At 71.6% G+C, this 20,538-nt stretch carries 19 protein-coding genes; 9 read left to right on the top strand and 10 right to left on the bottom strand.

What is annotated here, in order from left to right; translation table 11 throughout:
* The first annotated feature begins 38 nt into the window (after positions 1-38).
* Complete coding sequence (locus ACGFU6_RS08725) at positions 39-2,597, top strand: FtsX-like permease family protein (RefSeq protein WP_393609119.1); 2,559 nt, start codon at positions 39-41, stop codon at positions 2,595-2,597.
* A gap of 47 nt (positions 2,598-2,644) precedes the next feature.
* On the opposite strand, the gene ACGFU6_RS08730 is transcribed toward ACGFU6_RS08725, so the two are convergent.
* The 8 genes from ACGFU6_RS08730 to ACGFU6_RS08765 all read right to left on the bottom strand — a co-directional run bounded on the left by ACGFU6_RS08730 (position 2,645) and on the right by ACGFU6_RS08765 (position 9,241).
* Complete coding sequence (locus tag ACGFU6_RS08730; RefSeq protein ID WP_393609120.1) at positions 2,645-3,082, bottom strand: rhodanese-like domain-containing protein; 438 nt, start codon at positions 3,080-3,082, stop codon at positions 2,645-2,647.
* Complete coding sequence (locus ACGFU6_RS08735; RefSeq protein ID WP_393609122.1) at positions 3,079-3,684, bottom strand: cysteine dioxygenase; 606 nt, start codon at positions 3,682-3,684, stop codon at positions 3,079-3,081. The genes ACGFU6_RS08730 and ACGFU6_RS08735 overlap by 4 nt, the downstream gene beginning before the upstream one ends.
* 35 nt (positions 3,685-3,719) lie before the next feature.
* Positions 3,720-3,806: a putative leader peptide gene (locus ACGFU6_RS08740; RefSeq protein ID WP_311307652.1), complete on the bottom strand. Its 87-nt coding sequence runs from the start codon at positions 3,804-3,806 to the stop codon at positions 3,720-3,722.
* Between the two features lie 32 nt (positions 3,807-3,838).
* A complete protein-coding gene (locus tag ACGFU6_RS08745; protein WP_393609124.1) occupies positions 3,839-5,452 on the bottom strand; it encodes an FAD-dependent monooxygenase in 1,614 nt (537 codons plus the stop codon).
* A 440-nt stretch (positions 5,453-5,892) separates the two neighbouring features.
* On the bottom strand, positions 5,893-6,804 hold the full coding sequence (locus ACGFU6_RS08750) for an amino acid ABC transporter permease (RefSeq protein WP_393609126.1): 912 nt from the start codon (positions 6,802-6,804) through the stop codon (positions 5,893-5,895).
* Positions 6,801-7,466: an amino acid ABC transporter permease gene (locus ACGFU6_RS08755; RefSeq protein ID WP_393609128.1), complete on the bottom strand. Its 666-nt coding sequence runs from the start codon at positions 7,464-7,466 to the stop codon at positions 6,801-6,803. Before ACGFU6_RS08755 ends, ACGFU6_RS08750 begins: the two co-directional genes overlap by 4 nt.
* 74 nt (positions 7,467-7,540) lie before the next feature.
* Positions 7,541-8,383, bottom strand: coding sequence for a glutamate ABC transporter substrate-binding protein (locus ACGFU6_RS08760; protein WP_393609130.1), 843 nt, complete (start codon positions 8,381-8,383; stop codon positions 7,541-7,543).
* Between the two features lie 69 nt (positions 8,384-8,452).
* A complete protein-coding gene (locus ACGFU6_RS08765) occupies positions 8,453-9,241 on the bottom strand; it encodes an amino acid ABC transporter ATP-binding protein (protein WP_123526919.1) in 789 nt (262 codons plus the stop codon).
* A 316-nt stretch (positions 9,242-9,557) separates the two neighbouring features.
* On the opposite strand from ACGFU6_RS08765, the gene ACGFU6_RS08770 reads away from it, so the two are divergent.
* Positions 9,558-10,250 (top strand): response regulator transcription factor, encoded by a 693-nt coding sequence (locus ACGFU6_RS08770; protein WP_390091893.1) that lies wholly within the window; start codon positions 9,558-9,560, stop codon positions 10,248-10,250.
* Between the two features lie 15 nt (positions 10,251-10,265).
* Positions 10,266-11,660: an ATP-binding protein gene (locus ACGFU6_RS08775; RefSeq protein WP_393609133.1), complete on the top strand. Its 1,395-nt coding sequence runs from the start codon at positions 10,266-10,268 to the stop codon at positions 11,658-11,660.
* A gap of 55 nt (positions 11,661-11,715) precedes the next feature.
* Here ACGFU6_RS08775 and ACGFU6_RS08780 read toward each other — a convergent pair whose 3' ends face one another.
* Positions 11,716-12,717 (bottom strand): TAXI family TRAP transporter solute-binding subunit, encoded by a 1,002-nt coding sequence (locus tag ACGFU6_RS08780; RefSeq protein WP_393609134.1) that lies wholly within the window; start codon positions 12,715-12,717, stop codon positions 11,716-11,718.
* Positions 12,718-12,873: 156 nt separating this feature from the next.
* Between ACGFU6_RS08780 and miaB the strand changes: the two genes are divergently transcribed.
* Together miaB and ACGFU6_RS08790 are read left to right on the top strand one after the other, a co-directional pair.
* Positions 12,874-14,394, top strand: coding sequence for a tRNA (N6-isopentenyl adenosine(37)-C2)-methylthiotransferase MiaB (gene miaB / locus ACGFU6_RS08785; protein ID WP_393609136.1), 1,521 nt, complete (start codon positions 12,874-12,876; stop codon positions 14,392-14,394).
* A gap of 61 nt (positions 14,395-14,455) precedes the next feature.
* The gene (locus ACGFU6_RS08790; RefSeq protein WP_393609138.1) at positions 14,456-15,169 is read left to right on the top strand and encodes a class III extradiol dioxygenase subunit B-like domain-containing protein; all 714 of its coding nucleotides are present in this window, start codon (positions 14,456-14,458) and stop codon (positions 15,167-15,169) included.
* Between the two features lie 136 nt (positions 15,170-15,305).
* Here ACGFU6_RS08790 and ACGFU6_RS08795 read toward each other — a convergent pair whose 3' ends face one another.
* Positions 15,306-15,542 (bottom strand): antitoxin, encoded by a 237-nt coding sequence (locus tag ACGFU6_RS08795; RefSeq protein ID WP_390091898.1) that lies wholly within the window; start codon positions 15,540-15,542, stop codon positions 15,306-15,308.
* A 203-nt stretch (positions 15,543-15,745) separates the two neighbouring features.
* Here ACGFU6_RS08795 and miaA point away from each other — a divergent pair, with 203 nt between their 5' ends.
* The 4 genes from miaA (at position 15,746) to ACGFU6_RS08815 (ending at position 20,457) form a co-directional block, all read left to right on the top strand.
* Entirely contained in the window at positions 15,746-16,684 is a 939-nt protein-coding gene (gene miaA, locus ACGFU6_RS08800) for a tRNA (adenosine(37)-N6)-dimethylallyltransferase MiaA (RefSeq protein WP_393609140.1), read from the top strand.
* Between the two features lie 107 nt (positions 16,685-16,791).
* The gene (locus ACGFU6_RS08805; RefSeq protein ID WP_393609142.1) at positions 16,792-17,232 is read left to right on the top strand and encodes a hypothetical protein; all 441 of its coding nucleotides are present in this window, start codon (positions 16,792-16,794) and stop codon (positions 17,230-17,232) included.
* Positions 17,233-17,341: 109 nt separating this feature from the next.
* On the top strand, positions 17,342-18,214 hold the full coding sequence (gene dapF, locus ACGFU6_RS08810) for a diaminopimelate epimerase (protein ID WP_393609144.1): 873 nt from the start codon (positions 17,342-17,344) through the stop codon (positions 18,212-18,214).
* A gap of 140 nt (positions 18,215-18,354) precedes the next feature.
* Positions 18,355-20,457: a RelA/SpoT family protein gene (locus ACGFU6_RS08815; RefSeq protein WP_393609146.1), complete on the top strand. Its 2,103-nt coding sequence runs from the start codon at positions 18,355-18,357 to the stop codon at positions 20,455-20,457.
* The last annotated feature ends 81 nt before the right edge of the window (positions 20,458-20,538 follow it).

A 20,538-nucleotide genomic window follows, 5' to 3' on the forward strand; every position in this document is an offset into this window, starting at 1 on the left:
GACACCGCGGACGACAACGGAAAAGAGACGGTCGCGTCATGATGCTGCGCTACGCACTGCGGACGATCGGACACCGCAAGGGGGGATTCCTCGGCGCGCTGCTGGCCCTCATGTGCGCCGCCGCCCTCGTCACCGCCTGCGGCACCCTGCTGGAGACCGGCCTGCGCGGACGTATCGCCACCGAGCGTTATGCCGGGACACCGCTCGTCGTCTCCGCCGATCAGAACGTCCATCAGACCACCGTCAAGCACAAGGGCAACGGAAAGACCAAGGTCAAGCACAAGGCGAAGCCCGTCGCCGAACGTGCCTGGCTTCCCGCAGGCGACGGCGACCGGCTGCGCGCACTGGAAGGCGTCCGCGCGGTCGTCCCCGAACTGACCTTCCTCGCCCGGCCGCTCGGCCTCCCCGGGGGCGACGGAGCGGCCGGGCCCGTCTCCTACGGCCACGCCTGGAGCTCCGCCCCGCTCACCCCGTTCGCCCTCACCGCGGGCCGCGCCCCGGCGGCATCCGACGACGTGGTGATCGACCGTGGCCTCGCCCGGCGGGCGGGCCTGACCACCGGTGACCGGCTCACCGTGCAGTCCACCCGGGCCCCTCGCACATACCGTGTCAGCGGCGTCGCGGCCCCGGAAGGCGGCGACCGGCTGCGGGAACAGACCTCCCTGTTCTTCTCCACGGCGGAGGCCGAACGCCTCGCGGCCCGGCCTGGCCAGGTCACCGCGTTCGGGGTACTGCCCGCATCCGGCACGGACATCGGCCGGCTGAAGCAGCAGGTCGCGCGGGCGCTCAAGGGAACGACAGCTCAGGTCGCCACAGGCGCCGACCGGGGGCCGGTCGAATTCCTGGACGCGGCGGGCGCCCGGGTCAAGCTCGTCTCCATGGGGGCGGCCATGGGCGGCACCTCGCTGCTGGTCGCCGTGCTCGTCGTCGTCGGCACCTTCGCGCTCTCCATCCAGCAACGCCACCGTGAACTGGCCCTGCTGCGCACCATCGCCGCCACCTCACGGCAGATCCGCCGCCTGCTCGGCCGTGAGGCGCTGGTGGTCGGTGCCGTCGCCGGTGTCCTGGGCGCGCTGGCGGGACTGCCGCTCGCCGCGTGGCTGCGGAGCCGATTCATCGACATGGGGGCGATCCCGGCGACCTTGGAGCGTACGGCGGGCATCTTCCCGGCCTGTGCCGCGCTGGCCGTCACCCTCGTCGGCGCCTGGGCCGCCGCCCGGATCTCGGGCCGTCGCATCGCCCGGCTCCGGCCGGCCGAGGCCATGGCCGAAGCCGCGGTCGAGCGCGCCCGCCCCGCCCGCGCGCGGACCGTCGCCGGTCTGGTCCTGCTCGTCGGCGGCGGCGTGCTGGTCGCCGTACTGAGCATTCTGCGCACCGAGGCCGCCTCGACACCCGTCACCTTCCTCGCCGTGGTGGTGCTGGCCACGTCGGTCTCGCTCCTGGGTCCCCACCTGGTCCGGGCGGCCTCCGTCGTGCTGGGGCTGGTGCTCCGGCCTGCCGGGCCCATCGGGAAGCTGGCCAACGCGAACATCCGCGGGAACTCCACCCGGATGGCCTCCGTCGTCACCCCGCTCACCCTGCTCATCGGCATGACGTGCACGGTGCTGTTCATCCAGCCGACGCTCGGGGACGCCGCCCTGGCCCAGGCCCGGGAGGGCACCCGCGCGACCTGGGTGCTGGGCGCGCAGGGCTCCGGTGTCCCGGCCGCCGCCGTCGACGCGGTGCGCGCGACGCCCGGTGTCACCGCAGCCACGGAGGTCGTCCGGACCACGGTCCGGGTCGGGCTCGACAAGTACCCGGCCCAGGGCGTCACCTCGGCCGGACTCGCCCGCACCTGGGACCCCGGGGTGACAAGCGGTTCGATCGCCGCGTTCACCGCGGATCCGCGCGCCGCGGCGATCAGCGAACTCGCCGCCGACCGGCTCGGCCTCCACACCGGCAGCAAGCTGGACCTGCACCTCGGCGACGGAACGCCCGTCGCCCTCACCGTCGCCGCCGTCTACCAACGAGGCCTGGGATTCGGTGATCTGACGCTGCCGCACGACCTGGTCGCCCAGCACATGGACAACCCCCTGGCCGCCACCGTCCTGGTCTCCGGAGACCCCTCCCGCAGCGAACTGACAGCATCCGTAAAGAAGTTCCCCGGAATCGCGGTGCTGGCCCCGACGGCCGCCGACCGGCTCCAGGCGGACCGGCAGCAGAGCAACGCCGAGGTCAACTACCTCGCCATGGGTCTCGTCCTGGCCTTCACCGCCATCGCGGTGGTCAACACGCTCGCCATGTCGGTGTCCGAGCGGCTCAAGGAGTTCGCGCTGCTCCGGCTGGCCGGGGCGACGCGCCGCCAGGTGCTGCGGATGCTCCGTATCGAGACCCTGTCGGTGCTGCTGATCGCCGCCGTTCTCGGTTCCGGGATCGCGCTCGCCGTGCTGACCGCGTTCAGCATCGGCATGACGGGCAGTGCGGCGCCCGCCGTTCTGCCGCTGGTGTACGCGACAGTGGTGGGCGCCGCGGCGCTGCTGGCCCTGACCGCCACGGCACTGCCGGGCCGCATCGCGCTGAAGGCCCGCCCGGTGGAGGCGGTCACGGCGGGTCAGTGACCGGGGGCGGACCCACCCAGTTCCGGCGCCCCGGGCGGGGCTCCCGGTCACACGTCGACCGGGAGCCCCGCCGCGCGCCAGGCCTGGAAGCCGCCGGCCAGATCGGTTGCCCGGTACAGCCCGAGCCGGTGCAGGGACTCGACGGCGAGGCTCGACGCGTAGCCCTCGTTACAGATCACCACGACCTGCAGTCCGTGGCTCACCGCCTCCGCCGCGCGGTGGCTCCCCTGCGGGTCCAGCCGCCACTCCAGCTCGTTGCGCTCGACGACCAGCGCCCCCGGGATCAGCCCGTCCCGCGCGCGCAGCTCCGCGTAGCGGATGTCGACGAGCAGGGCCCCGCCGGCGGCCGCCGCGCGGGCCTCCTCGGGCCCGAGCCGCTCGTATCCGGACCTGACCCGTTCCAGCAGCTCGTCGATCCCCACCCGCTGCGTACTGTCCGGCTGTGTGCCGTGTGCTCCCGTGGCTTCGTGCGGTGTATGGCTCACTGCCAGTCCTCCGGGCTTTCGGTCTGTTCGAGGCGGAGTACCGCGCCCGTGCGGCTGTAGCGCCGGATCTGCGGAAGCGGCGGGTAGTACGCGTGGACGGAGACGGCGTGTTCGGCGGTGGACTCGTTCAGCACCTCGTGCACATGGTGCCTGCCGAACGCCCTGCCCTGACCCGCAGTCAGCTCCCTCGACCGGTCGATGTCCTCGGTCAGTTCGAGGGTCTTCCACCCGTCCGTCGGCAGCCGTGCCGCGAGCGAGTGTTCCTTGAGCGTGCCGCTCGCGGAGAGGAAGGCGCCGATCGAGTCGGCGTGGTCGTGCCAGCCGGTGCCGGTACCGGGCGGCCAGCCGATCAGCCAGGCCTCACTGCCGCCCGGTCCGTCGAGCCGGATCCAGGTGCGGCCCTCGGGGTCCAGAGGGAGCGAGGCGATGAGGGCGGCGTCCGCGGCGGTGCGGCGGACGAAGTCGAGCAGTTCCGCAGCCGTCGGGCCGGAGGCCGGAGTGCGTACGGAAACCGGGAGCTCGGAGGCGGGAGTTGCGGGCACGGGGACAGGAGAAACAGACACAATGGGCCGTCCTGAGAGTTCGCGTGGATGTCCTGCCATACGTCATGACGCACGGCGGAGCAGAAGAAGGCGATTCAGCAGGACGGGCGACACACGCAGCCCGCATAGCGGAGCAGGTCCATATGGACCCTCCGCCACAGGCGCACATCGGTGTCGGTCATGTTCCGGAGTAGACCATGTGCGCCCGCGGGGGTCAATTGATGTCTGCGGTGCGGTCGGAGCGTTCGGACGTGCGGGCCGCACCGCCGCGCGCCGCATCGGCCGCCGCGCGGAGCTCCGCGGGCCGTACCCCGCTGAACGACTCCGCCAGGTGACCGTCCGGCCTGACCAGCAGGACGGTGTGCGCGGACGCCCCCGGATAGCTCTCCGCCACCAGCAGCTCACCCTTCACCGGCAGGGCGTCCACCGCCTCGACGAGCCGGGGCATCACTCCGGCCCCCATCCAGTGCCGCCGGTCCCATACTCCAGTACCGGGGGCCACCAGGACGACCAGTAGCCGCCCCTGCCCCAGCCGTTCGCGGAGCCGCACACGGGTGCCGTCCGGAGCCGTCACCCGCACATCGGCCACCGGCGCACCGGGGGGCGTACCCACGGACGCATGCGCCTCGGCGCGCGGGGGCGCAAGGGGGGACAGCGCGTAGGAAGGGGGCGCACCCAGGGGGCCGCCGCCCAGATGCCCGTCGGTGAGCAGCGAATCGTGCCCCCGTGCGCTCCCCGGGACCAGGGTCCGCAGCCCTCCGCCGCCCCGCAGTATCGGCAGCGACTGGTCGGCGGCGCGCAGCCGTGCGGCGACCGCGGCCCGGCGCTCGGCCTGGTAGCTGTCGAGGAGCACGTCGGACGCGCCGTGGTGCCAGGCCAGCGCCAGCTTCCAGGCGAGGTTCTCGGCGTCCCGCAGCCCCTCGTCCAGCCCCTGGGTGCCGAGCGCGCCCAGCAGATGTGCGGCGTCCCCGGCGAGGAAGGCCCGCTTCACCCGCCAACGCCGGGCGAGCCGGTGGTGCAGCGTGTAGACGCCGGTGTCCAGCAGCTCGTACGGGGGTGTCTCGCCGCACCAGCCCGCCAGGGTGTCCCGGACCCGGGCGACCAGGACGTCGGGCGTGACGAGCTCGCCACGTGGCGGCAGCAGCCAGTCCAGCCGCCAGACGTCGTCCGGCAACGGCCGCGCGGTCACCTCGGCGCCGCCCGAGCGCCACGGCGGCAGCCGGTGCAGCACGGCCTCGCCCGGCCAGGGCAGTTCGGTGCGCAGGGCGGCGACGGCATGCCGCTCCACCGCCGTACGCCCCGGGAAGCGGATGTCGAGGAGCTTGCGCACGGTGGACCGCGCCCCGTCGCAGCCGACCAGGTAACTCCCGCGCCACCAGGTCGAACCGGGCTCCCTGGTGTGCACGGTGACCCCGGCCGGGTCCTGCTCCAGCGTGTCGACGCGGCTGTGCCGTGCCGTCCGTACGAGGCTCTGCGAGGCCACCGCGTCCCGCAGTCCGCGCACCAGGGCGTGCTGCGGGACATGGACCGGGGCGGCCGGCGGATCCCCGGACGGCGTGCCCTCACCGAGCGGCAGTTCACGTACCAGCTGCTTGCGCCGCAGGGACCGCCAGCCGGACCAGCGCAGGCCCTCGTCCTGGAGCGTCTTGCAGCCGAGCCGTTCCAGCAGGGCCGCGGTGTCCTCGCGGAGCACCACCGTGCGGGCAGGCCGCGTCTCCTCCTTGCCGGGGTCCTCGTCGAGGAGCACGGAAGGCACTCCCTGCGCGGCGAGGGCGAGCGACAGCACCAGGCCGACCGGCCCGGCACCGACGATGATCACCGGGTCCACGGCGCGGCCCCCGGAACGTGTGCGGTCGGACGCGTGGCGGCGCACGGGCGGAGCGGGCGGGCCGGGGCGGCCCCGGAGGTCGGGGACGGCGGCGACGGAGATGCGGCGGCGTAGGGGGCTCGGGGCGCGATCACAGAACGTATGCAACCTACTGCCGGTGCTTGCGTCAAGTGACGCCGGAACGCGGCGAGGGGGGGGGGGGGGGGGGGCCCCCCCCCCCCCCGGGCCCCCCCGGGGGGGGGGGGGGCCCCCCCGGCCCCCCCCCCCCCCCCCCCCCCCCCCCCCCACGTGGGCGGTGCGGGGGGGGGGGGGGGGGGGGGGGGCCCTACCCCCGCCCGCCCCCCCCCCGCGGGGGGGGCGGGGGGGGGGGGCGGGGGGCCGGGGGGGGGGGGGGGGGCCCCCCCCCCCCCCGCCCCTCGGGGACCTCTGTTGATCAGCCGTCAGGCAGCGTGTCCGTCATCAACGTTGAGCGACGGCGCACCGATCGTCTCCAGGTCGCCCCCCGGGCCGGTGCCCACGACCGCGCCCGTGCTCTTCTTCGCGCGCCGGAGCCGCTGCTCCAGCCAGCTCGCGAACGAGGTGAGGGTGAAGTTCAGCGCGATGTAGATCACCGCGATGATCGTGAAACACGCGATGGTGTTCGCACCGTAGTTCGCGGCCATCGGCCGGGCCGAGGCGAGCAGCTCGGGGAAGGTGAGCACCGCGCCACCGAGGGCGGTGTCCTTCACGATCACCACGATCTGGCTGACGATCGCGGGCAGCATGGCCGTGACCGCCTGCGGCACCAGAACGAAGACCATGGTCTGGCCCTTGCGCATGCCGATCGCCTTGGCCGCGTCCGTCTGCCCCGAGGGGAGCGTCAGGATGCCGGCCCGCACGATTTCGGCGAGCACCGATGCGTTGTAGAGCACCAGACCGGTGACCACCGCGTACAGCGGGCGGGTCTCCGTGTCGATGTCGGTGTACTCGGAGTACACCTGGTTCGCGATGATCATCAGGATCAGTACCGGGATGGCGCGGAAGAACTCCACGACCACGCCGGACGGCGCCCGCATCCACCGGTGGTCCGAGAGCCGGCCGATCCCGAACAGCGCACCCAGTGGCAGCGCGATGATCAGGGCGAAGAACGCCGCCTTGATCGTGTTCTGGAAGCCCGGCCATATGTACGTCTGCCACGGCTGGGAGCTGGTGAAGAACGGCTTCCACTTGATCCAGTCGAGCTGGTGCTTGGAGGCGAGACCGTCGTACACCCACCACACCACGGCCGCGGCGACGAGCACGAACAGGACGGTGTAGAGGATGTTGCGCCGCTTGGCGCGTGGCCCCTGGGCGTCGTAGAGGACGGAGCTCATCGCTTCACCGCCACCTTCTTGCTCACCCAGCCGAGGATGAGGCCGGTCGGGAGGGTCAGGACGACGAAGCCGAAAGCGAAGACGGCCGCGATCGAGATCAGCTGGGCCTCGTTCTCGATCATGCTCTTCATCAGGTACGAGGCCTCCGCGACACCGATCGCCGAGGCGATGGTGGTGTTCTTCGTCAGCGCGATCAGCACGTTGGAGAGCGGATTCACGACCGACCGGAATGCCTGCGGAAGGATGACCAGCCGCAGTACCTGGGTGAAGCTCAGACCGAGAGCGCGTGCCGCCTCGGCCTGGCCGACCGGCACCGTGTTGATGCCGGACCGCAGTGCTTCGCACACGAAGGCGGCCGTGTAGAGGCTCAGGGACAGCACCGCGAGCCGGAAGTTGATGTCCTTGAAGTCGCTGGCTCCCAGACTGGTGCCGAGTGTCTGGAAGAGGCCCAGCGAGGAGAAGAGAATGATCACGGTCAACGGAATGTTCCGGATCACGTTCACATAGCCGGTCGCGAAACCGCGCATCAGGGGGACCGGGCTGACCTTCATGCCGGCCAACAGCGTTCCCCATATGAGGGAGCCGAGGGCGGAGTAGACGGTGAGCTGCACCGTTGTCCAGAACGCCCCAAGCAGGTCGTAACCATCAAGAAAGTCGAACACGATCTCCCGCGCTTCCGCGTGTAGGAGGGCACGGCGCGCCGCCGTCAGTGGCGGCGCGCCCGGTCAGCCCTGCTTCACTTGACGACGTTGCCGATCTTGGGGGCGGGCTCGTTCTTGTAGTTCGCCGGGCCGAAGTTGGCCTTCACGGCCTTCTCCCACGAACCGTCCGAGACCATCTTGGTCAGCGCGTCGTTGATCTTCTTCTTCAGGTCGGCGTCGCCCTTCTTCAGGCCGATGCCGTAGTTCTCGTTGGTCATCTTGAAGCCGGCCAGCTTGAACTTGCCCTTGTTGGCGTCCTGCGAGGCGTAGCCGGCCAGGATGCTGTCGTCCGTGGTCAGCGCGTCAACGGCCTTGTTCTCCAGGCCGGTCAGGCACTCCGAGTAGCCGCCGTACTCCTGGAGCTGAGCCTTCGGGGCCAGCGTGTCGTGGACGTTCTGCGCCGAGGTCGAGCCGGCGACGGAACACAGCTTCTTGTTGTTCAGGTCCTTGGGCGACTTGATGGTGCTGTCGTCCGCGCGGACCAGGATGTCCTGGTGGGCGAGGAGGTACGGACCCGCGAAGTCGACCTTCTTCAGCCGCTCGTCGTTGATCGAGTACGAGGCGGCGATGAACTTCACGTCACCGCGGTCGATCGACGTCTCGCGGTCGGCGCTCTTGGTCTCCTTGAACTCGATGTTCTTCGCGTCGTAGCCGAGTTCCTTGGCGACGTACGTGGCGACATCGACGTCGAAGCCCGTGAACTTGCCGTCCGGGGTCTTCAGTCCGATACCCGGCTGGTCGATCTTGATACCGATGGTGATCTTCTTGCCGCCGCCCGAACCGGACTCGTCGTCCTTCTTGTCGGAGCCACAGGCGGTGGCGGCCATGGCGAGGGCGAGCACGGCGGCCGAGGCGGCGGTGACCTTACGAAGCTGCATGGTGAAATTCCCTAGAGTTGACGCGATGTGCGTGATCAGCCGGCCCGGAAACCGGCGCTGAAGGCTCCATCAGTGGTGAAGGATCTTCGACAGGAAGTCCTTGGCCCGGTCACTGCGCGGGTTGCTGAAGAACTGGTCGGGCACGGCCTCTTCGACGATCTTTCCGTCCGCCATGAAGATGACCCGGTTCGCCGCGGAACGGGCGAAACCCATCTCATGGGTGACGACGACCATGGTCATTCCCTCGCGGGCGAGCTGCTGCATGACCTCCAGCACCTCGTTGATCATCTCCGGGTCGAGCGCGGAGGTCGGTTCGTCGAACAGCATGACCTTGGGGTCCATCGCCAACGCCCGTGCGATCGCCACACGTTGCTGCTGGCCACCGGAGAGCTGTGAGGGGTACTTGTCGGCCTGCGTTCCGACACCCACCCGGTCCAGCAGCGAACGCGCCTTGTCCTCGGCCGCCTTCTTCTCCGTCTTGCGGACCTTGACCTGGCCCAGCATCACGTTCTCGAGCACCGTCTTGTGGGCGAAGAGATTGAACGACTGGAAGACCATGCCGACATCGGCACGCAGCCGCGCCAGCTCCTTGCCCTCCTCGGGCAGGGGCTTCCCGTCGATCGTGATCGCGCCCGAGTCGATCGTCTCCAAGCGGTTGATCGTGCGGCACAGCGTGGACTTCCCGGACCCCGAAGGCCCGATGACGACCACGACCTCGCCGGAGGCGATCGTCAGGTCGATGTCCTGGAGCACATGCAGCGCGCCGAAGTGCTTGTTGACGTTGCTCAGCACGACCAGGTCGCCGCCGGCCGCGGGTGCAGCGTCCTCGGCGCCCTTGGTCACTGAAACTCCGCTCATCGGCTTTTTGCTCCGTCCTCCTCGGTTGGCAAGGACCTTAGTGACGCAGTGCGACCAGCGTCATTACATCTGAGCGGAAATTGAGCATAACGATCCGGCCGCAACCGGACACTCCGCGTGAACGGGACGTCACGCGGGCCGTCCGGGCGTACCGGGTGCATAACGGAAACATCGATGCAACCGGCAGGCACTTGACTGGCGCACCGGTCATCGGAGTGGATGCCTTGGTACACCCCGACGTGAAACGCCTCGATACGGGGAAGTGACCAGGGGCGTACGCGACCGCACCGAACCCGCGACCCCGGAGAGGGGGCCCATGAGACTGCTGCTCGTCGAGGACGACAACCACGTCGCCGCCGCCCTGTCCGCCATCCTCGGCCGGCACGGCTTCAAGGTGGTGCACGCCCGCAGCGGCGAGGAGGCCCTCCAGGCGCTCCTCCCCACGGACGCGGAACCCTTCGGCGTCGTGCTCCTCGATCTCGGGCTGCCCGACCAGGACGGCTACGAGGTGTGCGGGAAGATCCGCAAGCGCAGCTCCGTACCGGTGATCATGGTGACGGCGCGGGCCGACGTCCGCTCGCGCATCCACGGGCTGAACCTCGGCGCGGACGACTACGTGACCAAGCCGTACGACACCGGCGAGCTCCTCGCCCGTATCCACGCCGTCAGCCGGCGCAAGCCCGCCGCCGAGGACACCGGGCCCACGCCCGTCGCCGCGCTGCGCCTGGGGCATGTGCACATCGAGCTGCCCACCCGGCGGGTCAGCGTCGACGGCAGCGAAGTCCAGCTCACCCGCAAGGAGTTCGACCTGCTCGCGCTCCTCGCCCAGCGGCCCGGGGTGGTGTTCCGCCGGGAGCAGATCATCAGCGAGGTCTGGCGCACGAGCTGGGAGGGGACGGGGCGCACGCTCGAGGTGCACGTCGCATCCCTGCGCGCCAAGCTGCGCCTGCCCGCACTGATCGAGACGGTGCGCGGGGTCGGCTACCGCCTCGTCGCCCCGTCCGCGTAGAGGCGTACGTCTCCGGTGCGCACCAGGCTGCTTCCGCTGCTCATCGTCCTCATGGCGAGTGTCCTGCTCGCACTGGGCTTCCCGCTGGCCGTCAGTGTGGCCGCCGCCCAGCAGCAGGGCGTCGTCATCGACCGCATCGACGACACGGCACGCTTCGCCGCACTCGCCCAGTTCATCACCGAACGCACCCACGGCTACGACGAGCGGCAGCGCACCCTCCAGACCGAACTGGAGACGTACGACTCGGTCTACGGCATCCGGGCGGGGGTCTTCTACCGTGACGACTCAGCGATGGCGAAGGCCCCGGCGACCTGGCGGCTGCCCGTCGAGGGGGAGGGCCGTGAGGCGTTCAACGAGGCGCTGCTCGGCCGTCGCAGCCACGATCCGCCGCAGGTCTGGCCCTGGCAGGACGGCCGGGTGGTCGTCGCCTCGCCCGTCGTGCGCGACGGTGACGTGGTGGCCGTCGTCGTCATCGACTCGCCCACCGCGCAGATGCGTTCCGACACCCTGCGCGGCTGGCTGCTGATCGCGGCGGGCGAGGCGGTCGCGATGCTGGTGGCCGTCGGCGCGGCGATCCGGCTCACCGGCTGGGTCCTGCTCCCGGTGCGGACCCTGGACGTGGCCGCCCACGACATCGCCAGCGGCCGGATGCGATCCCGGGTGGCGGCCTCCGGAGGGCCGCCGGAACTCAGGCGGCTGGCCCGCTCGTTCAACGAGATGGCCGACAACGTCGAGGACGTGCTGGAACAGCAGCGCGCCTTCGTGGCGGACGCCTCGCACCAGTTGCGCAATCCGCTGGCCGCGCTGCTGCTGCGGATCGAGCTGCTCGCCCTCGAACTTCCGGAGGGCAACGAGGAGATCGCCTCCGTGCGCACCGAGGGAAAGCGGCTCGGCCAGGTCCTCGACGATCTCCTCGACCTGGCCCTGGCCGAACACGCGGCGGCCGATCTCCAGCTCACCGACATCGGCGCCCTCACCGCCGAACGCGTCATGTCCTGGCGGCCGGTGGCCGAGGAGAAGGGCGTACGGCTCCGGGCGGACGGCACCCCCGCCGTCACCGCCTGGACGGACCCCATCGCCCTGTCCAGCGCACTCGACGCCATCATCGACAACGCGCTCAAGTTCACGCCCGCCGACGAGGAGGTCCGGGTCACGGTCGCCTCCGGCGGCGAAAGCGTCACGGTCGTCGTCGCGGACCGGGGGCCCGGCCTCACCGAGCAGGAGCTGGAGCGCGTCGGAGACCGCTTCTGGCGCAGCTCCCAGCACCAGAACGTACGGGGATCGGGCCTCGGCCTCTCCATCTCGAAGGCGCTCCTGGCCGCCGGCCGGGGCACCATCGCCTACGAACGCCACGAACCGCACGGCCTGCGGGTGACGGTGTCCGTGCCCCGCAACGCCCCGCACGGCTGATCCGGTCCGGCCGGACCCTGCGCGCAAGGTTCGGCAGGGCGGTGGAGCAGGCCGCTCAGGGCTTCACCGAGCGGTAGTAGCGCCTGGCCCCTTCGTGCAGCGGCAGCGGATCGGTGTAGATCGCGGTCCGCAGGTCCACCAGCTGCGCGGCGTGCACCTCGCGCCCGATCCGGTCCCGGCTGTCGATCACGGTCCGGGTGAAGGCCTCGGTCATCGCCGCGTCCGTACGGTCGGTGGTCACCAGCACGTTGGCGACCGCCACGGTGGGCACGGCCTGGCCCTGCTGCGCGTTGCGGTAGGCGTCGGCGGGCATCACGGCCGAGCGGTAGTAGCGGGTGGAGCCGCCGGCCGCCTGGAGCTGCTTGATCAGCTTGTCCTCAAGCGGGACCAGCCGGATCGCGAGCCGGTCCGAGAGATCCGCCACCGCGGTGGTCGGCAGCCCGCCGGACCAGAAGAACGCGTCGATTTTGCCGTCCTCCAGCAGCTTGGGGACGGTGTCGATGCCGGCCGGTATCGCCGAGACGTCGTTGACGGGGTCCAGACCCGCGGCGGTGATCAGCCGATCGGCGACCAGACGCACCCCCGACCCCGGCTGCCCGACCGCGACCTTCTTGCCGCGCAGGTCAGAGGCCTTCCGGATGTCCGAGCCCCGGGCCACGACCAGCTGCACGTAATCGTCGTACAGCCGGACACAGCCACGCAGCCGCTCGGCGCCCGGTTTCCCGTCCCGCAGGTACGTGGCCACGGCGTCCGTGGTCGCGATCGTGAAGTCGGCCTTACCGGTCGCCACCCTGGCGAGGTTCTGCTGAGATCCCTCGCTGGTCTGCAGCTCTATCGACACATCGGGCAGATCCTTGGCCAGCGCGCCCTTCAGCCGCTCCCCGTAGCGCTGGTAGACGCCGCTGCGCACGCCGGTGCTGAACGACAGGCTCCCGGTCGGTGCGGGGTCCCCGAGCGGGAGCAGCCACCACAGGAGCAGCCCGAGCACGACGACGAGGGCGGCGCCCGCCCGCAGGGAGCGACGCCGGCCGATTCGGGACAGTGCCGCCGGGAGCATGGCGGCGATCCTGCCAGGTCATTCCCGGCCATGGCCAGGGGTGCCGGTGGATCTCCGGCCGTCGCGGCGGCCGGGAGATCCGTGCGGGAGCCGTCCGGGAACCATCCGGAAACCGCCCGCGACGGGAGGTGTCCGGGCAGCGCCTACCCTTGTCGCATGAGCAGCGGCAACCGGAGCGAAGCAGTGGACGTCAGAAAAAGCTACGAGGTGCGTACCTACGGGTGCCAGATGAACGTCCACGACTCCGAGCGGCTGTCGGGGCTGCTTGAGGACGCCGGCTACGTACGGGCCCCCGAGGGCTCCGACGGGGATGCCGACGTCGTCGTCTTCAACACCTGCGCGGTGCGGGAGAACGCCGACAACAAGCTCTACGGCAACCTCGGCCGGCTCGCCCCGATGAAGACGAAGCGCCCCGGGATGCAGATCGCGGTCGGCGGCTGCCTCGCGCAGAAGGACCGCGACACCATCGTCGCGCGCGCCCCCTGGGTCGACGTCGTCTTCGGTACGCACAACATCGGCAAGCTGCCCGTGCTGCTGGAGCGTGCCCGTATCCAGGAGGAGGCGCAGATCGAGATCGCCGAGTCCCTGGAGGCGTTCCCCTCGACGCTGCCCACCCGCCGTGAGTCCGCCTACGCGGCCTGGGTCTCCATCTCCGTCGGCTGCAACAACACCTGCACCTTCTGCATCGTCCCGGCGCTGCGCGGCAAGGAGAAGGACCGCCGGACCGGCGACATCCTGGCCGAGATCGAGGCCCTGGTCGCGGAGGGCGTCTCCGAGATCACCCTGCTCGGCCAGAACGTGAACGCCTACGGCTCCGACATCGGCGACCGCGAGGCGTTCTCGAAGCTGCTGCGCGCCTGCGGGCGGATCGAGGGCCTGGAGCGGGTCCGCTTCACCTCGCCGCACCCGCGCGACTTCACCGACGACGTGATCGCCGCGATGGCCGAGACGCCGAACGTGATGCCGCAGCTGCACATGCCGATGCAGTCCGGCTCGGACACGGTCCTGAAGGCGATGCGCCGCTCGTACCGGCAGGAACGCTTCCTCGGCATCATCGACAAGGTGCGCGCCGCGATGCCCGACGCCGCGATCTCCACCGACATCATCGTCGGCTTCCCCGGTGAGACCGAGGAGGACTTCCAGCAGACGATGCACGCCGTACGGGAGGCGCGCTTCGCCAACGCGTTCACCTTCCAGTACTCCAAGCGCCCCGGCACCCCGGCCGCCGACATGGAGGGCCAGATCCCCAAGGAGGTCGTCCAGGAGCGGTACATGCGCCTGTCCGTCCTCCAGGAGGAGATCTCCTGGTCGGAGAACAAGAAGCAGGTCGGCCGCACGCTGGACGTCATGGTCGCGGAGGGCGAGGGCCGCAAGGACGGTGCGACACACCGCCTGTCCGGCCGCGCCCCCGACAACCGCCTCGTGCACTTCACCAAGCCGGACCAGGACGTACGGCCCGGCGACGTGGTGACCGTCGAGATCAGCTACGCGGCCCCGCACCACCTGCTCGCGGAGGGCGCACCCGTCGGGGTCCGGCGGACCCGGTCGGGCGACGCCTGGGAGAAGCGCAACGCCGCCTCCGCCGCCAAGCCCGCCGGCGTGATGCTGGGCCTGCCCGGCATCGGCGCCCCGGCACCGCTGCCCGCCGCCTCGGCCCCGGGCTGCGGCTGCGACTGACAGCGGTGGCGGGCGGCTGCGGCCGACGGCCGGGCGGCGCCCAGCCAGTACGCTGCCCACCATGCTTGTCGCCGCCGCTGTCTGCCCCTGTCCGCCCCTGCTGGTTCCCGACGTCGCCGCCGGTGCCGCGCCCGAGCTCGACGCCGCGCGGACCGCGTGCACCGACGCGCTGGGTGTGCTGGCCGCCTCCCGGCCGGATCTGCTGATCGTGATCGGCCCGGCGGACCTCGCGGGCCGCGGGCCCCATCCCGAAGGCGCCACGGGCTCCTTCAAGGAGTTCGGCGTCGATCTCCGGGTACGGCTCGGGCGGGACCTGGACCCGGTCGCCGACCGGCCGCTCCCGGCGTCGCTCGCCGTCGGTGCCTGGCTGCTGGCCCGTACCGGGTGGGCGGACGCGCCGGTCGAGGCGCTGGGCGTGGGGGAGCCGCTGGAGACGGCACGCTGCACGGACACCGGGCGGGCGCTGGCCGCGCGGGCGGACAGGGTGGCGCTGCTGGTGATGGGTGACGGCAGTGCCTGCCGCACGCTCAAGGCCCCGGGCTATCTGGACGAGCGCGCCACCGAGTTCGACGCGGCGGCCGCGCGGGCCCTGGGGGCGGCGGACACCGGTGCGCTGATCGCGCTGGACGAGGCGTTGGCATGCGAACTGAAGGCCGCCGGCCGCGCCCCCTGGCAGGTGCTCGCGGGGGCCGCGCAGGGTGCCGGACTCGACGGCCGCCTGCTGTACGACGACGCGCCGTACGGCGTGGGCTACCTGGTCGCCGCCTGGTCCTGACCCCCGGCGCCCCGGCGGGGTGCCGGGGCCGCGACGAGACCCGGCCGGCCCGCGGTCTCCCGTCCACGACACCCGACACACGACGGCCGCGGAGCTGCGCGCTCCGCGGCCGTCACGGTGTCCTGCCGGACCGGGGTCAGGAAGCGGGCGGGGTGGTGCCCCCGTCCTTGTGGGACAGCTTCTCCACCGCGTCCTTGGCCTTCTGGGTACCGGACACGATCTTGTCGCTGTACTTGCCCTTGGTCTTCTCGTCCACCGTCCGCGCGGCCTTGTCGAGCCCCTGGTCGATCTTGCCCCCGTGCTGCTGCGCGAGGTCGCTGACCTTGTCCTTCGCCGGGCTCAGCTTCGCCTTCAAATTGTCCATGAAGCCCATCGGACACCTTCTCTGCTGGGGGAGTGCGTGCGCGCCTTCTCTGAGGCCCGGGTACCCACCGTGCTGCCGCACACTCCCCGAACCATGAGAAAACGCCCATATGTGCTGGTTATTTTACTTGACGGGCCGTCCGGACGCGTCGCTGTCCCCGCCGCCGCGTCCGCCGTTCGGGAACGGGCCTCCGGGTTTGCGAGACTGTGCCAGTGAGAAGCCCAGCTCCCGCACCGCGGGTCATCGCCGTCGTCGGTCCCACCGCAGCCGGAAAGTCCGACCTGGGGGTGTTCCTCGCCCAGCAGCTCGGGGGCGAAGTGGTCAATGCCGACTCCATGCAGCTCTACCGGGGGATGGATATCGGCACCGCGAAACTGACGATCGAGGAGCGCGGGTCCGTCCCGCACCTGCTGCTGGACATCTGGGACGTCACCGAGGCCGCCAGCGTCGCCGAGTACCAGCGGCTGGCCCGCACCGAGATCGACCGGCTGCTCGCCGAGGGCCGCACCCCGGTCCTGGTCGGCGGCTCCGGGCTCTACGTGAAGGGCGCGATCGACGCCCTGGAGTTCCCCGGTACGGACCCCGGCATCCGGGCCGCGCTGGAGGCGGAGCTCGCGGAACGGGGCTCGGGCGCGCTGCACGCCCGGCTCGTCGCGGCCGACCCGGAGGCGGGCCGCGCCATTCTGCCGAGCAACGGGCGGCGCATCGTCCGGGCCCTCGAAGTCATCGAGATCACAGGCAAGCCCTTCACCGCCAACCTCCCCGGTAACGATGCGGTCTACGACACCGTCCAGATCGGCGTCGACGTGGCCCGCCCCGAACTCGACGAGCGCATCGCCCTGAGGGTCGACCGGATGTGGGACGCGGGACTGGTCGACGAGGTGCGCGCGCTGGAGGGACGGGGGCTGCGGGAGGGGCGCACCGCCTCCCGGGCACTCGGCTATCAGCAGGTGCTCGCCGCGCTGGCCGGGGAGTGCACCGAGGAGGAGGCGCGCGGCGAGACGGTGCGCGCCACCAAACGCTTCGCGCGCCGTCAGGACTCCTGGTTCCGCCGCGACCCGCGCGTCCACTGGCTGAGCGGCGCCGCCGAGCACCGCCGGGAACTCCCGGGCCAGGCGCTGGCGTTGGTCGAACGAGCGGTTACAGCCTGATCACGTGATGGCATCGGGAAGCCCTGCCCGTCAGTTCGGCGAGCTGCGGCGTGCCATCATCGAGCATCGATCGACCAGTGGAGTCCGAGTTGGGAGGGCGCGTGGCGATGGAGGCCGGCCCTCGCGACACAGAACAAGACGCACCGGACACGCAGCACGAGGCAGGAAGCTTGAGCCCCGACGGGCCCGATGAGCTCGATGTGACCCCCGAGGTCCAGGTCGAGCTGCGCCCCGCCCGCCGGCTGCGTATCTGGCAGCTCGCGCCGATCGTCACGCTCGCCGCGATGGGATCGCTCATGTTCGCCTTCCCGCTCGCCTTCGAGTTCGGCGACGGCGGCGCGGTCGTCGCCATGCTAGGGCTGCTGATCAGCTGCTGCGCCGCCGGCTGGGGAATGATGGCGGCCCGCCGCGTCGGACACACCTGGCCCGGCCTGCCGTCCAGGGGCTCGGGCGAGCGACCCGACTGGCGCGTGATCGTGCTGTACGTCGCGGTGTGCGCGGCACTGGTCGCGCTGGCCGTGTGGCGCGTGGCGCGGCTGCGTTCCTGAACGGCGACGGCCGGCCGCGTTCCTGATGGCTGCGGGCCGGCCGCTTGGGCCGGCGCCGCCGGGCCGGGCGGTTTGCGGCGCTGTCGGCGTCTCCTCGTACAGTTGTCCCGTGACCACCTCGCAGATCGACTTCCTCAAGGGCCACGGCACCGAGAACGACTTCGTGATCGTTCCGGACCCGGACAACGCCCTCGACCTGCCCGCCTCCGTTGTGGCCGGGCTCTGCGACCGCCGGGCCGGCATCGGCGGGGACGGGCTGCTGCACGTCGTGCGGTCCGCCGCCCACCCCGAGGCGCGGGCGATGGCGGACGAGGCCGAGTGGTTCATGGACTACCGCAACGCGGACGGCTCGATCGCCGAGATGTGCGGCAACGGCGTACGGGTCTTCGCCCACTACCTCCAGCGCTCCGGCTCGGTCGAGGAGGGCGATCTCGCGGTCGCCACCCGCGGCGGCGTGAAGAAGGTGCACCTCGCCAAGGACGGCGACATCACCGTCGCCATGGGGCGCGCGCAGCTCCCGGCTGCCGGGGTCACGGTGACGGTCGGCGGACGGGGCTGGGACGCCCGCAACGTGAACATGGGCAACCCGCACGCGGTCGCCTTCGTTGAGGACCTGGCCCACGCCGGTGACCTGTTCTCCGAGCCGTCCTTCGGCCCGGCCGAGGTCTACCCCGACGGGGTCAACATCGAGTTCGTCGTGGACCGGGGCCCGCGCCATGTCGCGATGCGCGTCCATGAGCGCGGCTCGGGCGAGACCCGGTCCTGCGGCACCGGCGCCTGCGCCGTCGCCGTCGCCGCCGCCCGCCGGGACGCGGCCGATCCGGCGGTGACCGGCACCCCGGTCACGTACACCGTCGACCTCCCCGGCGGCACGCTGGTGATCACCGAGCACCCGGACGGCGAGATCGAGATGACCGGACCCGCCGTGATCGTCGCAGCGGGCAAGATCGATCCGGCCTGGCTCGAAACGCTGAACGGATAGCGCTTCGCTCGAATGGGTGATCCGTTTCACGCTGGGCGAGAGCTGGACTCCGCCACGTGGTGGGGTCGGTAGCATCAAGCACCGGCCCGGAGGCGCGACCGCACCTTTCCACCGCCGGTCGACGTCGCCGGAGGTGCCCCATGAGCGCAGAGGCCACCAACCCAGGTGCTCCCATCCGCAGGCGGGGCCGTCCCCGGATCGACCTCCGCAGACTCGGGCGGGTCGCCCTGCTCGGCCCGGTCTCCCGGGACCGGCTGCCGGACGCCATCGGCCATGTGGCCGAGGCGCACCGGGCCCACCATCCCGACGCCGACCTCACCGTCCTGCGCCGGGCCTACGTCCTCGCGGAGACCTCGCACCGCGGACAGATGCGCAAGAGCGGCGAGCCGTACATCACACACCCCCTGGCGGTGACGCTGATCCTGGCGGAACTCGGCGCCGAGACCACCACGCTGACGGCCTCCCTGCTGCACGACACGGTCGAGGACACCGAGGTGACCCTCGACCAGGTGGGGGAGCAGTTCGGTGACGAGGTCCGCTATCTGGTCGACGGCGTCACCAAGCTGGAGAAGGTCGACTACGGCGCGGCGGCCGAGCCCGAGACCTTCCGCAAGATGCTGGTGGCCACCGGCGACGACGTCCGGGTGATGTCGATCAAGCTCGCCGACCGGCTGCACAACATGCGCACGCTCGGCGTGATGCGCCCCGAGAAACAGGCCCGGATCGCCAAGGTCACCCGCGACGTCCTGATCCCCCTCGCGGAACGGCTCGGCGTGCAGGCGCTCAAGACCGAGCTGGAGGACCTCGTCTTCGCGATCCTCCACCCCGAGGAATACGCACGCACGTACGCCGTCATCTCCGCCGCCACCCGAGGGGCGGACCCGCTCACCGCCATCGCCGGCAACGTCGCCTCGGTGCTGCGGGAGGCCGGCATCCCCGCCGAAGTCCTCGTCAGGCCCAGGCACTTCGTCTCCGTGCACCGGGTCAGCATCAAACGCGGCGAACTGCGCGGCACCGACTTCGGCCGGCTGCTGGTCCTCGTCGGGGAGGACGCCGACTGCTACGGCGTCCTCGGTGAACTCCACACCTGCTTCACGCCGGTGATCTCCGAGTTCAAGGACTTCATCGCGGCCCCCAAGTTCAACCTGTACCAGTCGCTGCACACCGCCGTGGTGGGGCCCGAGGGCGAGGTCGCCGAAGTCCTCATCCGCACCCACCGCATGCACAAGGTGGCCGAGGCGGGCGTCATCGCCCTCGGCAATCCGTACGCCGCGGACAGCGGTGCGCAGAGCGCCGAGCCGGCCGACGGCGAACGGGCCGACCCGACCAGGCCCGGCTGGCTGTCCCGGCTCCTGGAGTGGCAGCAGTCCGCCACCGACCCCGACACCTTCTGGACCACGCTCCGCGCCGACCTCGCCCAGGACCGCGAGATCACTGTCTTCCGCACCGACGGCGGCACGCTCGGCCTGCCCGTGGGCGCCAGTTGCGTGGACGCCGCCTACGCCCAGTACGGGGACGCGGCGCACAGTTGTATCGGTGCCCGGGTGAACGGCAGGCTGGCCACGCTCGGCACCGTGCTGGGCGACGGCGACACCGTGCAGCTGCTCCTGGCCGAGGACGCCGCGTCGGGGCCCTCGCCCGGCTGGCTCGACCACGCCAGGACCCCCACCGCCCGGATCGCGATCACCGGCTGGCTGGACGCCCACCCGCAGGACGCCGAGGCCGCGCCCGCCGACCCCAGGCCCGGACCGCAGCCCGCGCCGCCCGGATCCACCGGCCCCGCCGGCCGCGCCGCGAGCGCACTGGTCAACCGGGCGGACGCCACCGTACGGCTGGCCGGCTGCTGCACCCCCGTACCGCCCGACGACGTCACCGGCTTCACCGTGCGCGGCGGCGCCGTAGCCGTCCACCGGCTCACCTGTCCGGCAGCGGCCCGCATGGAGGCCGTCGGCCGGGTACCGGTCGCGGTGAGCTGGGGCGAGGCGTCCGAATGCCGGGTGACGCTGGTCGCGGAGTCCTTCGGACGGCCCCGGCTGCTGGCCGACCTCACCGAGGCCATCGCCGGGGCGGACGCGGCGATCGTCTCCGCCACCGTCGAGCCGCCCAGCGAACAGCGGGTGCGGCACACCTACACCCTGCAACTCCCCGACGCCGCGGGGCTGCCAGCGCTGATGCGCGCGATGCGCGACGTACCGGGGGTGTACGACGTGAGCCGTGCCCAGCACCCGGCCGCCGTTCTCTGACCGAGGCGGCCTCCGGCCGGGGCCGGTGCTGCCCGCCGCGACGGATCTCGTTCGAGTGGTGCGGTGCGCGCCGTCCCGTGG

Source organism: Streptomyces sp. NPDC048462 (assembly GCF_043200175.1).
In the GTDB taxonomy this organism is placed as follows: Bacteria; Actinomycetota; Actinomycetes; order Streptomycetales; family Streptomycetaceae; genus Streptomyces.

Bases quoted from the DNA above. Each gene is read 5' to 3' on its own strand.
- ACGFU6_RS08815 (WP_393609146.1), top strand. From the start codon at position 18,355: ATGAGCGCAGAGGCCACCAACCCAGGTGCTCCCATCCGCAGGCGGGGC.
- ACGFU6_RS08750 (WP_393609126.1), bottom strand. From the start codon at position 6,804: ATGAGCTCCGTCCTCTACGACGCCCAGGGGCCACGCGCCAAGCGGCGC.
- ACGFU6_RS08795 (WP_390091898.1), bottom strand. From the start codon at position 15,542: ATGGGCTTCATGGACAATTTGAAGGCGAAGCTGAGCCCGGCGAAGGAC.
- ACGFU6_RS08770 (WP_390091893.1), top strand. From the start codon at position 9,558: ATGAGACTGCTGCTCGTCGAGGACGACAACCACGTCGCCGCCGCCCTG.
- ACGFU6_RS08725 (WP_393609119.1), top strand. From the start codon at position 39: ATGATGCTGCGCTACGCACTGCGGACGATCGGACACCGCAAGGGGGGA.
- ACGFU6_RS08760 (WP_393609130.1), bottom strand. From the start codon at position 8,383: ATGCAGCTTCGTAAGGTCACCGCCGCCTCGGCCGCCGTGCTCGCCCTC.
- ACGFU6_RS08740 (WP_311307652.1), bottom strand. From the start codon at position 3,806: ATGACCGACACCGATGTGCGCCTGTGGCGGAGGGTCCATATGGACCTG.
- ACGFU6_RS08790 (WP_393609138.1), top strand. From the start codon at position 14,456: ATGCTTGTCGCCGCCGCTGTCTGCCCCTGTCCGCCCCTGCTGGTTCCC.
- ACGFU6_RS08765 (WP_123526919.1), bottom strand. From the start codon at position 9,241: ATGAGCGGAGTTTCAGTGACCAAGGGCGCCGAGGACGCTGCACCCGCG.
- ACGFU6_RS08780 (WP_393609134.1), bottom strand. From the start codon at position 12,717: ATGCTCCCGGCGGCACTGTCCCGAATCGGCCGGCGTCGCTCCCTGCGG.
- ACGFU6_RS08805 (WP_393609142.1), top strand. From the start codon at position 16,792: ATGGAGGCCGGCCCTCGCGACACAGAACAAGACGCACCGGACACGCAG.
- ACGFU6_RS08735 (WP_393609122.1), bottom strand. From the start codon at position 3,684: ATGGCAGGACATCCACGCGAACTCTCAGGACGGCCCATTGTGTCTGTT.
- miaB (WP_393609136.1), top strand. From the start codon at position 12,874: ATGAGCAGCGGCAACCGGAGCGAAGCAGTGGACGTCAGAAAAAGCTAC.